At 44.1% G+C, this 14493-nt stretch carries 11 protein-coding genes; 6 read left to right on the plus strand and 5 right to left on the minus strand.

Going from position 1 to position 14493, the window contains the following annotated elements; genetic code table 11:
- Window positions 1-16 precede the first annotated feature (16 nt).
- The 4 genes from QZ135_RS02925 to QZ135_RS02940 all read right to left on the minus strand — a co-directional run bounded on the left by QZ135_RS02925 (window position 17) and on the right by QZ135_RS02940 (window position 6721).
- On the minus strand, window positions 17-1279 hold the full coding sequence (locus QZ135_RS02925) for a TolC family protein (RefSeq protein ID WP_294605784.1): 1263 nt from the start codon (window positions 1277-1279) through the stop codon (window positions 17-19).
- Window positions 1266-4358, minus strand: coding sequence for a CusA/CzcA family heavy metal efflux RND transporter (locus QZ135_RS02930; RefSeq protein ID WP_294605786.1), 3093 nt, complete (start codon window positions 4356-4358; stop codon window positions 1266-1268). The genes QZ135_RS02925 and QZ135_RS02930 overlap by 14 nt, the downstream gene beginning before the upstream one ends.
- 16 nt (window positions 4359-4374) lie before the next feature.
- The gene (locus tag QZ135_RS02935) at window positions 4375-5481 is read right to left on the minus strand and encodes an efflux RND transporter periplasmic adaptor subunit (RefSeq protein WP_294605788.1); all 1107 of its coding nucleotides are present in this window, start codon (window positions 5479-5481) and stop codon (window positions 4375-4377) included.
- Window positions 5482-6163: 682 nt separating this feature from the next.
- The gene (locus tag QZ135_RS02940) at window positions 6164-6721 is read right to left on the minus strand and encodes an NAD(P)H-dependent oxidoreductase (protein WP_294605790.1); all 558 of its coding nucleotides are present in this window, start codon (window positions 6719-6721) and stop codon (window positions 6164-6166) included.
- Between the two features lie 314 nt (window positions 6722-7035).
- On the opposite strand from QZ135_RS02940, the gene QZ135_RS02945 reads away from it, so the two are divergent.
- The 6 genes from QZ135_RS02945 to QZ135_RS02970 all read left to right on the plus strand — a co-directional run bounded on the left by QZ135_RS02945 (window position 7036) and on the right by QZ135_RS02970 (window position 13697).
- Window positions 7036-7590 carry an N-acetyltransferase gene (locus QZ135_RS02945; protein ID WP_294605792.1) on the plus strand — a complete coding sequence of 185 codons (555 nt, stop codon included), beginning with the start codon at window positions 7036-7038 and terminating at the stop codon, window positions 7588-7590.
- Between the two features lie 253 nt (window positions 7591-7843).
- Entirely contained in the window at window positions 7844-11269 is a 3426-nt protein-coding gene (ileS, locus tag QZ135_RS02950) for an isoleucine--tRNA ligase (RefSeq protein WP_294605794.1), read from the plus strand.
- A gap of 28 nt (window positions 11270-11297) precedes the next feature.
- On the plus strand, window positions 11298-11678 hold the full coding sequence (locus tag QZ135_RS02955) for a TraR/DksA C4-type zinc finger protein (RefSeq protein WP_009127435.1): 381 nt from the start codon (window positions 11298-11300) through the stop codon (window positions 11676-11678).
- Window positions 11679-11680: 2 nt separating this feature from the next.
- Window positions 11681-12355 (plus strand): lipoprotein signal peptidase, encoded by a 675-nt coding sequence (locus tag QZ135_RS02960; RefSeq protein ID WP_294605797.1) that lies wholly within the window; start codon window positions 11681-11683, stop codon window positions 12353-12355.
- Entirely contained in the window at window positions 12352-13353 is a 1002-nt protein-coding gene (locus QZ135_RS02965; RefSeq protein WP_294605799.1) for a DUF4296 domain-containing protein, read from the plus strand. The genes QZ135_RS02960 and QZ135_RS02965 overlap by 4 nt, the downstream gene beginning before the upstream one ends.
- On the plus strand, window positions 13353-13697 hold the full coding sequence (locus tag QZ135_RS02970; RefSeq protein WP_294605801.1) for a hypothetical protein: 345 nt from the start codon (window positions 13353-13355) through the stop codon (window positions 13695-13697). Before QZ135_RS02965 ends, QZ135_RS02970 begins: the two co-directional genes overlap by 1 nt.
- On the opposite strand, the gene QZ135_RS02975 is transcribed toward QZ135_RS02970, so the two are convergent.
- The gene (locus QZ135_RS02975; protein WP_294605803.1) at window positions 13648-14409 is read right to left on the minus strand and encodes an RNA methyltransferase; all 762 of its coding nucleotides are present in this window, start codon (window positions 14407-14409) and stop codon (window positions 13648-13650) included. The two genes, QZ135_RS02970 and QZ135_RS02975, sit on opposite strands and share 50 nt — an antisense overlap.
- Window positions 14410-14493 lie beyond the last annotated feature (84 nt).

The raw sequence follows: 14493 nt of genomic DNA on the forward strand, positions 1-14493 counted from the left end.
TTATGTAACTGTTGGTTTATCCTTTGATATCCCAAATGCCGCAACTACGTTCAAGCTCCACAAGCGCTGCATTATAGTTGAACAACGTTTCAATATATTGTGCCTGTACTTCATTGTATGTACGTTGTGCATTCAATATTTCAAGCAAGGAGACTTCTCCCCGGTTATAACTATATATCTTCCCTTCAAGCACGTCTTGTGCTTGTTTCAGTATGCCACCTTCATAATGCTTCAATTGGAGTGTTTGTGACTGAAATTGCTGATAGGCTCCCATCACCTCCTGCTGCACTTGCAGGCACATCTGTTCGTATTGCAACTCGGCTTGCCGGGCTCGGAAACGGGCAGCATTTACAGCCCCCCTGTTCAGAGAAGAGAAGTTTAAAGGAATAGCGATTCCCGCACTGACTCCATTGAATGCCGGTGCCGGAGCTTCCTCATTACGCACACGCTTATTGTGGCTCCATCCTAACGAAAACTCTACATCAGGACGTTTTTCACGTTTGGTTAAAGTCAGTTCCCGACGTGCAACTTCCGTATTTTTTAAAGCTGCCAGCAGGTCAGAGCGATGTTCTACAGCAGTTTCAATCAGTGCGCCCAGCACGAATGCCTGTTCCGGTTTCTTCAGTTCCTCTACCGGATGGAAAAGTGTATCTGTGACTGCGGTGCCAGTGAAAAGAGACAACTGCATGTAAGCTTGTTTCAGGTTTGTCTCGGCTTGCAGCACTTCGTTATACATGATGTCCGCTTCCAGTTTGCTTTGTATGGCTTCCACCTCCATTATTTTGCCGGATGCCAGACGGATGCTATCCGATTGTGCCAAATCGTACATATTGCTCCATGCACTTCTTTTGATGTCATAAAGCTGTTTTTGTTTCATTACCTCCAGATAGGAAATAGTGGCATCTGCCTGCAAATTCCGGAAATAGTCATTTAATACAATCTCCGCCAGTTCGCTCTGGCTACGTGCTAATCTGATACCCGCCGTACGCTTCCCCAATGTTACATTTTGTGAAAGCCCCAACTCATAACTTTGCCCCATCTGCAAGGTATGGTCTTCATTGTTTGAATAGGTGAAGGAAAGTGACGGGTCATCGAATACCCTGGCAGCTATCACATCGGCATGTGCTGCACTGACGTTCATCTTCTCTGCGGCATATTCCAGATTATCCATACTTACTTTATGCATATACTGCTTGTAAGTAATTGGTTCCACAGTTTGTGCCTGCATTGAGCAAGCACAAACCATAGCCGTAAATAATGCAATACTATCTTTCTTCATTTTCCTCATTTTTATCTTTCTTTTTTTCCATCATATAATATAAAGTAGGGAGAATATATAGCGTCACCACAGTGGCAAACAGTAATCCATACACAATAACTGTTGCCAGTGGCCGCTGCACATCAGAACCAATTCCTGTGCTCAGGGATGCCGGAAGCAACCCCAACACGGCAACAGTAGCCGTCATCAAAATAGGGCGGAAGCGATGACGGACACCGGTAATTACGGCATCGCGTAAATTGCGCCCCCGTCCGCGCAGGTTATTGATATGTGAAATCATAATCACCCCATTCTGTATGGCTACCCCAATCAGGGCAATGAAGCCTACGGCAGATGAAACATTCAGCGTCATTCCCCGTACATTCAGTGCCAGCATGCCTCCGAAGAGTGCCAAGGGAATGATACACATCAGCAAGGCAGCTTTCCGAAATTTGCCAAGAGCGGCAAATAGCAACAACAACATGATGCCTAGTGCCAATGGAACCACCACGCCCAGACGACTGTATGCACGGTGTTGGTTCTCAAACTGTCCCGCCCATTTCAGATGATAATCTTCAGGATTATAATCCACTTGTTCATCAATCATCCTGTTAGCTTTCTGCAAGAATGAAGTAAGGTCGATGCCACGCAGGTTGACACGAATGGTCAGATGCCTCTTATTCATCTCACGCGAGATGGTGCTTGCCCCTGTCGTAAGTTTGATTTCCGCAACCTGGCTAAGTGGAATCTTTGCCCCTGTACCGGAAGTTAGCATCAGATTGCCGATGCGTTCCGGCGTGTTACGCGTTTCCTCACTGAAACGGCAGATTACATCATAAGATTTGCTACCCACGAATATTTGTGAAATCGCTTTTCCTCCGATAGCAAGTTCTATCAAATCGGCTACGTCCGAAACATTCAATCCATATTGGGCAATGCGGTCACGGTCGGCTACAATTTGGAGTTGGGGAAGGGGAGGTTCCTGGTCTACAGCTACATCCGTTGCACCAGGAATCTGTTTGATGATGTTGACAATCTTGTCGGCAATGTGGCGTGTGCCTGTAATATCTTCACCGTATATTTTCAGTGCAAGGTCACTGTGTGCACCTGCTATCTGGTCCATCACCATATCTATAATAGGTTGTGAAAAGCCAACGGAATATCCCGGCATTGTCATTAGCGTATCATTCATGGCTTCAATCAATTCTGCCTTATTTCGTCCCGTAGTCCAGGTATCGTAAGGCTTCAGACCTACACCGCACTCCACATGCGAAAGCGAAAATGCCTCGGCACCTTCATCATCACGGCCCACTTGAGTCATCACATACGATACTTCCGGAAACTGCCCGAGCTTCTGTCTCAATTCAGCTCCCATTTCTTTGGAACGTTCAATGGAGATGCCCGGAGGCAATTGTACCTGAATCCAGATGGCGCCCTCATCCAGAGGAGGGAGAAAATCCTTCCCCACCGTATAACTCAGGACACCGGCCAGAATCAGAATCCCTGCCAGCACACCCAGCACCGCTTTAGGGCAATCGATGACACGAACCACTTGTGCATGATACACCATTTGCAGTTTTTCCAGCCAACGGTTATGATATACTTTGCGCGGCTTGCGATAAGCCATATATGCCAATCCCGGAATCAGGAACAAGGCTACACACAAAGCACCAATCAGTGCATAGCCTACCGTATATGCCATTGGAGTGAAAAGTTTCTTCTCGATATGCTCGAATGCGAACAACGGCAAATAGGCAGTTATGATGATGAGGATGGAAAAGAAGATAGGACGCGCCACTTCCGTTGTACGTCGCAGAATGGAATCTTCTTCCAATATTTCTCCGGGATGCCGCTCACGCTTTTTCAAAATAGTTTCCATCATTACAATGGAACCATCCACAAGGATACCGAAGTCAATAGCTCCCAATGAAAGTAAATTGGCGGGAATATCAGTGGCGTGCATCAGGATAAAAGCAATCAGCAATGAAAGAGGAATGGTAACCGCTACCAGCAATGCCCCCCGCCAACTACCTAAGAACAGAATCAGGACAACTATCACCAGAATCATCCCCATGAACAAAGTATGTGAGACCGTATGTAGTGTCATTTCTACCAGATTCGTACGATCCATGAAAGGATGGATGCGCGTTCCTTTAGGAAGCACTTCGTTGTTCAATTCATCAATAGCGGCATGCACTTCTTCAAGTACCTGCGAGGGGTTTTGCCCGCGAAGCATCTGCACAATACCTTCCACACCGTCGGAATAATTACGTTTGCCATCATAGAATCCCAGTACACCTTTGCGCTCCAAGCTTCCATATTTCAGTCTACCGATGTCATCCAAATACACAGGCACGCCATTATCTGTTTTGATAACGATACGTCCCAAGTCCTTCAAATCTTTCACCAGACCGATACCCCGGATTACATAGCTCAGATCACCCCGGCTCAACATACTGCCACCGGCATTCACATTGTTCATTTCCACTTTTTCGGTTACGTCAGAAAGTGAGATATCATACTCTTCCATTTTCCGCGGGTTCAGTTCAATCTGATATTGGGTAGTAATGCCGCCATAATTGCTGACATCGGCCACCCCCGTTACTTGTTTCAGCCGGGGAATAATCACCCATTTATGCAAATCGGTCATCTCGCGCAAATCCAGATTATCACTTTCAATAACATAGCGAAATATCTCACCGGTGGGAGAGGTCAGGGGATTCAATCCCGGTACGGCATCATAAGGCAGCTCTACATCTACCAACCGCTCTTGTACGCGCTGGCGTGCCCAATAGTCATCAATACCATCATCAAACACTAATACCACAGTGCTCAGCCCGAAAGTATTCTTGCTTCGCATCACATTTAGCCCTGGCAGACCGTTCACGGCTCGTTCTATAGGAATCGTAATCTGCTGTTCTATTTCCTCGGCTGCCAGTCCCGGTACTTGGGTTACAATCTGTACGGTGGTATCCGCAATGTCCGGATAAGCATCAATTGCCAGCCTTGTCCACGAATAATAGCCCACCACGGCAATGAAGCTAAACAAGACGAACATCAGTCCTCGACGATGTATCGCCAGATAAATTAATTTCTTCATATGTGCAAGCCGGTGTTTAGTTGGCGTTCAGTAGATAGAAAGCGCCATCGGAGATGAATTTCTCTCCCGGTTGCAGACCGGAGATGATGACGCACTTGTCACCATCGGTAGCGGAAGTTTCCACTTTTCGTTTCAGAAACTGATTGTTGCCTAAAGATACCAGTGCATACGCCTGCTCTTCCTCTTGTAAGATGGCGGAAGTGGGAATCAGGACGCTTTCGGCAGGTTCATCAGTCAGTTTTACTGTGGCATACATGGCAGGTTTCATCAATCGTTCTTTGTTGTCACATGCCACCAGTACTTCTACCGAACGTGTATCCTCGTCCAGCATTTCGTTGATGTGATAGATACTACCATTAAAGGTGCGCCTTGGCTGCGATACCAATGAAATTTCCACTTGTTTCAAAGAAGAAAGTAGCGGCATATCTTTCTCTTTCACATTGGCAGCCACCCATATTTCATTCAAATCTGCAACAACGACAATGGGGTCTGCATCATCTTTCATGAACTGTCCGATAACAATATCATTCTTTACTACTTCACCGGAAATGGGTGAGCGGACAATCATAGGTTGCCCCAACACCAACTCATCCGGTTCTATCTGGAAGACTTTCAGTGCTGCCAACGCATTTTCATAATCTTTCTTTTTGAGTTCGTAGTTCACTTCGGCTTCTTCCACCTCTTTCTGTGCACTGACCTTATGCGCATACAAATCCTGTTCCCGGCGCAGGTTTTTGGAAGCCAGTTCCATTTCTTGTTTGGCCTGATAATAGACTTTTCCCGTTTCAAAAAAGTCGGGCGAGCTGATTTCAAATAGCGGGCTGCCTTTATCCACTTTCTGTCCCAGACGGATAAAGGAGCGCGTTACGCGTCCTGCAAATGGGGAGGCAATTTCTGCATAATGATTTGGGATGGCTTTCACTATACCGGATACAGTGAATGTCGTTTCATGCAATTCTTTATGTACTTCGCTTATTATCAGTTTTTTTGCTACGGGAGATTCTGAAGATACAGTAATAGTATCTCCTGAGACAGAAAACTCTTGCATTTCCTGTTCTTTTTGCCGACCGGTACAGGCATAACACATCATGCCGGTCAGGCACAATAAATATATGTATTTCATTTCTTTGTTGTTATGTTGGAAACTTGTTTTTACTCATGTATTAAGAATAACAGGCATAGTCACCTGTTCGGAATACATGGCAGGGAGGAGAACGTAAATGGAATAATCGGAAAGGGCGTACAATCCGATTCGTTCCATCCGGCAAAAAAATGAAACCTAAGAAGAATAAGATAAAGGGGACAACCGGTAACTCATGCGAACTGTCCAGGCATAACAGATTAAAACAGGAGACAGTTTCCCATTCTGTTTCTGTATGCGAATGATGTGTACCTGGTAGGTATGGATGGGAGTGAGTTACGAGGAAATGATCGACTACATGTGTATGGACAAAGGCTGTGTTTCCTACATAGTAATAAGCGAATACTACTATTAGTAAAAACTTTATGGTATTAGAAAGTAACCTTTTCACATGCAATGGTTTTGCTTTGGCGGCAAAGGTAGTACATATTTCATACTCCATCAAAAAGGATGCTGAATTATTTCTTAAAATAATTCAGCCAAGGAGGATATTGTTATCAAGTCCGTACTTGCTCCGTATCTGCTCCGTACCAGGCCCGTAGCATCTCCGTACTCTATAGCACGGACTTAGTACGGAGTTGGTACGGAGCAGATACGGAGCAAGTACGGACTTGATATGGAGCAGGTAAATGAATGAGCTCAAAAAAGTTCTTTTAATCGATAATCACCAAACATCTTCAGTTTTGTCTTCTCCTACAAATGCTGTCAGCTTTTTCTTGTAAATATCCACTCCTTTGGCTATATTTCTTTCTGCATCAGGAGTTCCCATCCCATATACCACAAAAGGAGTCTGCCACATCATTCCACCATGTACGGCACCTGCCTGATAGGGACGCAACAATTCATCTACCGTGAAACCGTTCCTTCCACCGCTTCGGTATGCCTCGAATTCAGAACCGGTGGTTGTAGCTACCATCAACGGTTTACCTGCCACTGCGGGAGTCTTTGCCAGATGGGTAAATATCTGGTCTTGCCATTGTTTTAACAAAGAAGGGGCCGACATCCAATAAAACGGAAACTGATATACCACAGCCGTGGCATGTGAAATAATGCGACTCCATGCGTCCATATTGAAGACATCATCTGCCGGCATCTCATACAAATTATATACAGCCACTTCTTCTATATCCTTTATAGCATCGACCAAGGCTTTGTTTGCTTGCGATTTTTCCATGTTGGGGTGTGCCAGCAATACCACAACTTTCTTCAGAACTTTATCCATATTATTTTTGAGGTTTTGGTGAATAATCAATGTGACAGGCAAAAGTAATAAAATATTTGATAAATAAATATCTGTTTATTCAAAAACAATTGCTTATATTTGCAATGATAAAAAAAGTTTTATGTTTAAATCTAAGAAGAGTTTGGTGAGGTAAATAATCTGTAGCTCTATTTGCAGATTATCCATTCGTTTTTTGCTCGGGCATATTCTTGTCCGGGTTATTTCTATATTATATAAGTTATTAACAAATAGCGAATTCGCATAGGGATAAGTGTATTCTTATATGTAGTTTGCATCCTAAAGTAACAGAAGCAATGAACTTAAACAATATTCAAATCAGAGAGACTCAAATAGAAGATTTTAACGCCGTTATGGAAATCCACGAGCAGGCATTCCGCAATAAAAAAGAACCTGAATTAGTTGCTAATCTGCTGGCTGACGAGAGTGGTCAACCGGCAATTTCATTACTTGCCCTATACAATGGTCGACCCGCCGGACATATACTTTTTACCCGAGCTTATTTTGACGGGCAACAGGTGCAACCCATGATGCACATTCTGGCTCCATTGGCCGTGAAGCCGGAGTTTCAACGTCAGGGTGTAGGAGGAGAATTAATAAAAGCAGGCATCAGACTGCTGCAGGAAATGGGAACCAATCTTATTTTCGTATTAGGGCATAAGGAATATTATCCTCAATATGGATTTTTGCCACATGCTGCACGCATGGGCTATCCGGCCCCCTATCATATCCCCGATGAATCAGGTGAATACTGGATGGTTCAGTCAATCTGTAAAACTGGTTTTGGCATAGGAAAAGGAAAGATTAAATGTGCCGATGCCATGAACAGACCGGAGTACTGGAGGGAGTGATGAATAAAGCAAATTATCATTATAATGAAAATCTTGTTTGATATATATCTTATGAAATTTTCATTATAATGATAATTCGCGACGATTATCCAGAAACTTCAATAGGGTTGTTTTTTTGTTTTTTTCTATTCAAAAATATCTTTTCTCTAACTTTTTTGTAACTTTGCACCCTTAAAATAAAGAGGGTTATTGTTTCATATAGAAAAGTACCCCCGAATCGTAAAATTGTAACATCGTTAAATTGCAAATAAAGATGGGTAAGAAGTTTGCCGAATATTCGCAGTTCGACCTCTCAAAGGTAAACGCGGAAGTGTTGAGGAAATGGGACGAGAACCAGGTTTTCGCCAAGAGTATGACAGAACGTGAAGGCTGTCCTTCTTTCGTTTTTTATGAAGGACCGCCCTCTGCCAATGGTATGCCGGGCATTCACCACGTAATGGCTCGCTCCATCAAAGATATTTTCTGCCGCTACAAAACCATGAAAGGTTTCCTGGTGAAACGTAAAGCCGGATGGGACACACACGGACTTCCTGTGGAACTGGGGGTGGAAAAAGCAATGGGCATCACTAAGGAAGATATCGGTAAAACGATCTCCGTAGCCGACTATAACGCTGCCTGCCGCAAAGATGTGATGAAGTTCACCAAAGAATGGGAAGACCTGACTCACAAGATGGGGTATTGGGTAGACATGACCGATCCTTATATCACCTACGACAACCGCTACATCGAAACTTTGTGGTGGCTGTTGAAGCAACTCTATACAAAAGGGTATCTTTATAAAGGATACACCATACAGCCGTATTCTCCCGCTGCCGGAACAGGACTGAGCTCACACGAATTAAACCAGCCCGGTTGCTACCGCGACGTGAAGGACGTGACTTGTGTGGCACAGTTCAAGATGAAGAACCCGAAGCCGGAAATGGCAGAGTGGGGAACTCCGTACTTTTTAGCATGGACCACCACTCCGTGGACATTGCCTTCAAATACCGCGCTTTGCGTAGGTCCGAAGATAGATTATGTAGCCGTACAAAGCTACAATGGATACACCGGAGAGAAAATCACCGTTGTACTTGCCAAAGCTTTGCTCTACACGCACTTCAATAAAAAAGCGGAAGACATCGCTCTGGAAGATTACAAACCGGGAGATAAGCTGATACCGTTCAAAATTGTAGGAGAATATAAAGGTCCGGACCTTGTGGGTATGGAATATGAGCAACTGATACCGTGGGTAAATCCGGGCGAAGGCGCATTCCGTGTAATCTCAGGTGACTATGTGACTACGGAAGACGGTACAGGTATCGTACATATTGCTCCGACATTCGGTGCGGACGATGCCCAGGTAGCGAAAGCCGCCGGCGTTCCGCCTTTGCAACTCATCAATAGGAAAGGTGAACTCCGCCCGATGGTGGACCTGACCGGTAAGTTCTATAAATTGGACGAACTGGATGAGAACTTCGTGAAAGAGCGCGTAAACGTAGACTTATATAAAGAATATGCAGGCCGTTTCGTGAAGAACGCTTACGACCCGAATCTGACAGATCAAGACGAAAGTCTGGACGTAAGTCTCTGCATGATGATGAAAGCCAACAACCAGGCATTCAAGATAGAGAAGCATGTGCACAATTATCCGCACTGCTGGCGTACGGATAAACCCGTATTGTATTATCCGTTGGATAGCTGGTTCATCCGCTCTACCGCTTGCAAAGACCGCATGATAGAGCTGAACAAGACGATCAACTGGAAACCGGAAAGCACCGGTACGGGACGTTTTGGCAAGTGGCTGGAAAATCTGAACGACTGGAACCTGAGCCGTTCACGTTACTGGGGTACTCCGTTGCCTATCTGGCGCACGGAAGACAACAGCGAGGAAATCTGCATCGGTTCGGTTGAAGAGCTTTATAATGAAATAGAGAAATCCGTAGCTGCCGGATTCATGAAGTCCAATCCTTATAAGGATAAAGGTTTCGTACCCGGTGAGTACAATGGAGAAAATTATGATAAGATAGACTTGCACCGTCCGTATGTGGATGACATCATCCTCGTATCCAAAGATGGCAAGCCCATGAAGCGTGAAGCGGACTTGATAGACGTATGGTTCGATTCCGGAGCCATGCCGTATGCACAAATCCACTATCCGTTCGAAAATAAAGAACTGCTGGATAGCCATCAGGTTTACCCTGCCGACTTTATCGCCGAAGGTGTGGACCAGACACGCGGTTGGTTCTTTACACTCCATGCCATCGCTTCAATGGTATTCGATACCATTTCTTACAAGGCTGTTATCTCTAACGGATTGGTACTTGACAAGAATGGTAACAAGATGTCCAAGCGTCTGGGCAATGGTGTAGATCCATTCTCAACTATCGAGAAGTATGGGTCCGACCCCTTGCGCTGGTACATGATCACCAATTCTTCTCCGTGGGATAACCTGAAATTCGACGTAGACGGCATCGAGGAAGTTCGTCGTAAATTCTTTGGTACCTTATATAATACGTATTCTTTCTTCTCACTCTACGCCAATGTAGACGGATTTGAATACAAGGAAGCTGACGTGCCGATGGCTGAACGTCCTGAAATCGACCGTTGGATACTCTCCGTACTGAATACACTGGTGAAAGAAGTGGATACTTGCTATAGCGAATACGAGCCGACAAAAGCCGGACGTCTGATATCCGACTTCGTAAACGACAACCTATCCAACTGGTACGTTCGTCTGAACCGTAAACGTTTCTGGGGTGGTGAATTTACACAGGATAAGTTGTCTGCATACCAGACTCTGTACACTTGTCTGGAAACCGTTGCCAAATTGATGTCTCCCATCGCTCCATTCTATGCCGACAAGCTCTATATGGACTTGATCACCGCAACGGGACGTGATAACGTGGTATCCGTACACTTGGCCAAATTCCCCGAATACAACGAGGAAATGATAGACAAGGAACTGGAAGCCCGCATGCAGATGGCACAAGATGTAACTTCCATGGTATTGGCTTTGCGCCGTAAAGTGAACATCAAAGTACGTCAGCCGTTGCAATGTATCATGATACCGGTAGTGGACGAAGAACAACGTGCCCACATCGAAGCTGTAAAGGCACTTATCATGAGCGAAGTGAACGTGAAGGATATCAAGTTCGTAGACGGCGCTGCCGGCGTGTTGGTGAAGAAGGTGAAATGTGACTTCAAGAAGATGGGACCGAAATTCGGAAAACAGATGAAAGCCGTAGCTGCCGCTGTAGCGGGAATGTCACAGGAAGCTATCGCCGAACTGGAAAAGAACGGTTCCTATACCTTGCAACTGGATGGTGCGGATGTAGTTGTGGAAGCTGCCGATGTAGAGATATTCAGCGAAGACATTCCAGGATGGCTGGTTGCCAATGAAGGAAAACTGACTGTTGCCCTGGATGTAACCGTTACAGAAGAACTTCGCCGCGAAGGTATTGCCCGTGAGCTGGTTAACCGTATTCAGAACATCCGTAAGTCAAGCGGTTTGGAGATAACAGACAAAATAAAGATTACATTATCAAAAAATCAGCAAACAGATGATGCGGTAAACGAATATAAAGACTATATTTGTAACCAGGTTTTAGGAACCTCACTGACGCTGACCGATGAGGTGGAAAACGGCACGGAACTAAACTTTGACGATTTCTCCCTGTACGTAAGCGTTGTAAAAGAATAATAATACTAACGATTAAACACGTAAAGTTATGGCAGAAAAAACAAGATACTCGGATGCTGAATTGGAAGAATTCCGCGCCATTATTAATGAGAAGTTAGAGTTGGCACAACGCGATTATGAATTGCTGAAAGCCAGTTTAACCGGAGCCGACGGTAATGATACCGACGATACATCTCCGACATACAAAGTTTTAGAGGAAGGTGCCAACACCTTATCTAAAGAAGAAACTACGCGTCTGGCGCAACGTCAGCTGAAGTTTATCCAAGGGCTGCAAGCCGCATTGATACGCATTGAGAACAAGACGTATGGTATTTGCCGCGAAACCGGCAAATTGATTCCTGCTGAACGTCTACGTGCTGTGCCTCATGCTACATTGAGCATTGAAGCCAAAAATAACGGTAAAAAGTAAGGATGAACAAATATCTTACGAAAGGTCGTATTGCGCTGCTCGTTATTTTCTCGGTGCTGATTATCGATCAGGTAATCAAGATATATGTCAAAACGCACATGTATTGGCACCAGAGCGAGAATGCTATAAAGTGGATATACGAGAAATTGGGAATAATAAATGCAGAACCACCAACGTGGTTCTACATTTATTTTACTGAGAATAACGGCATGGCATTCGGTATGGAAATATTTGGCAAGCTGTTTCTCACTTTATTCCGCATTATTGCTGTAACAGCAATAGGATGGTATCTGATAAAGATTATAAAACAAGGTCTGAAAACGGGCTATATCGTATGCGTTTCCCTCATATTTACGGGGGCATTGGGTAATATCATCGATAGTGTATTCTACGGTGTATTGTTCAACGAAAGTACGCATTCACAGATAGCTTCATTCATGCCCGAAGGTGGAGGATATTCTTCATTATTCCATGGAAAAGTGGTGGATATGTTCTATTTCCCTATTATTGATACGAACTGGCCTCAATGGATGCCATTTGTAGGTGGGGAACATTTCATATTCTTCAGTCCGATATTCAACCTTGCCGATGCTGCTATCAGTTGCGGTATCATAGCTTTGTTACTGTTTTACAGCAAATATTTGAATGATTCTTATCATGCAATAAAGAAATCATGAAAAGGTTGCATCGAATTCAATGGCTTAATATATTCCTGTTAGCACTCTGTTTTACTGCCTGTCAGGTCAAAAGACCTAAGGTAGTTATTTCAGATGCTAAAATGGAAAATGTACTCTATGACTATCATATAGCAAAAGCTATGGGAGAAGAAGTCCCATATACCGATGGTTATAAACGGGTGTTATACATTGAATCGGTGTTCAAAAAACATGGTATTACGCAAGCTGTTTTCGACTCCTCTATGGTTTGGTATACGCGTAATCCGGAAGTCCTCACTAAAATTTATGAGAAAGTAAATGCAAAGTTGAAAGCTGAACGGGATGGCATTAACCACCTGATTTCCATACGTGACAACAAACCTAAGGAAAGCCTTCCGGGCGACAGTATTGACGTATGGGCATGGCAACGTATCTATCAGTTGACGGGTATGCCAATGGATAACAAGATAACTTTCTCATTACCCTCCGACACTAATTTCAAAGATCGCGATACTTTGCGATGGAACGTGCGTTTCCGCTTCCACAACGGCGCGGTGGATTCTATGTATGCTCCTATTATGGCTATGCAGATTATATATAAGAATGATAGTATCATTAGTGATCTTCAGAAGGTATATAAATCAGGAATGGAAACTATATCCCTCTTCGCCGATACTTTGGGAGAAATCGTAGAAGTACGTGGCTCAATCTACTATCCGGCGGCACAAGCCACTCACACATTGTTGACCGACCGTATTTCTCTTATGCGTTATCATGCTACAGATACCTTATCTTTCGCAAAAAATGATTCTATCCGGAATGATTCTATTCAAGAAAAAAAGGAAGTGAATAATGCTGAACAAAAAGAGGAAATCAAGTCTGTAGAACAAATAGAAGAAAAAACAGACGGAAATCCCCGTAGACGTGATGTAGGACGTCCTCGTCCGGTTTCGACAGAGCCAATAAAGAAAGTAGAAAAACCCGGGAGTCTTCAATTCCGTAAAGATAAGCCGCAATAATGAAACGATACGCTGCGCATTTCATTTTCATTCCCGAATATGGTTATCTCAAACAATATGTGGTAGAAGTGGAAAAAGGATGTGTTGTGTCTGTTTTTCCACTGACAGAAGAAATGGAAGGAGTGGAGTGGTTTCCTGGAGTAATTGCTTTGCTTACAGATAAAGATGATATTTCAGCAAAACTTCATGATATTTTTCAAAAGCAAAAGGAAGTATTGAAAAAAGTGCCGGAAACCCTCTACAAAGAACCATTTTTTGCAAGGTTAGTGCCTTATCTGTTTTACCCCTTTGATTTTACAACGATGCAGCCTGTCGGCGGAACTCGGCACAGACAACTGCTGTAGCAATAGCAACATTCAGTGACTCGGATGTTTCCCGTTCTGCCGGATAATTGGGAATATAGAGTTTGCGATTGATGAGTTGCTCTACTTCTTTTCCTATCCCGTTACCTTCATTACCCATCACTATCAGTCCGTTGGAAGATAATTGTCGCGTATATATGTTCTCGCCGTCGAGGAAGGTACCGTAAACCGGAATGTCGGACAAACTACGGATAAGCTCGGGCAGGGGAGTATAATGCAGTTTCACACGGGCAATACCGCCCATAGTAGCTTGAATGGTCTTGGGATTGAAAACATCTACGGTATTCGGAGAGCAAAAGATATGCTCTATACCGAACCAATCGGCCAGACGAATGATGGTACCCAAGTTTCCGGGATCTTGTACATCATCCAGAGCTAAACAAAGGGAATGGTTGATAACAGAAGCATCCGTTTTATATTCCGGCTGCTCAAAAACAGCAAGTACCTGTTGCGGTGTCTTCAGCAAACTGGCACGAGAAAGTTCTTCAGCAGAAACTTCCGAGATATCTTCTACCGGAAGTTGAGGGTATTGCGACAACCATTCTGCTGTAGCCACCAGAAAACGACAAGGAAAATGCCCTAACAAATCTCCTACTAGTTTAGGACCTTCGGCCAAAAATACTTTCTCCGTTTTACGGTTCTTTTTCAATTCCAGCGAATGGATATATTTGATGCGGTTCTTGCTTAGTGCCATAGCTTAAATGTTATCGTTTGGCAAAAGTACGTGATTATTTCTATATAATCAAAAAACGGAACACACTTCATCCGGTTTTTTATT

Source organism: uncultured Bacteroides sp., from assembly GCF_905207245.1.
Classification (GTDB): Bacteria; Bacteroidota; Bacteroidia; order Bacteroidales; family Bacteroidaceae; genus Bacteroides.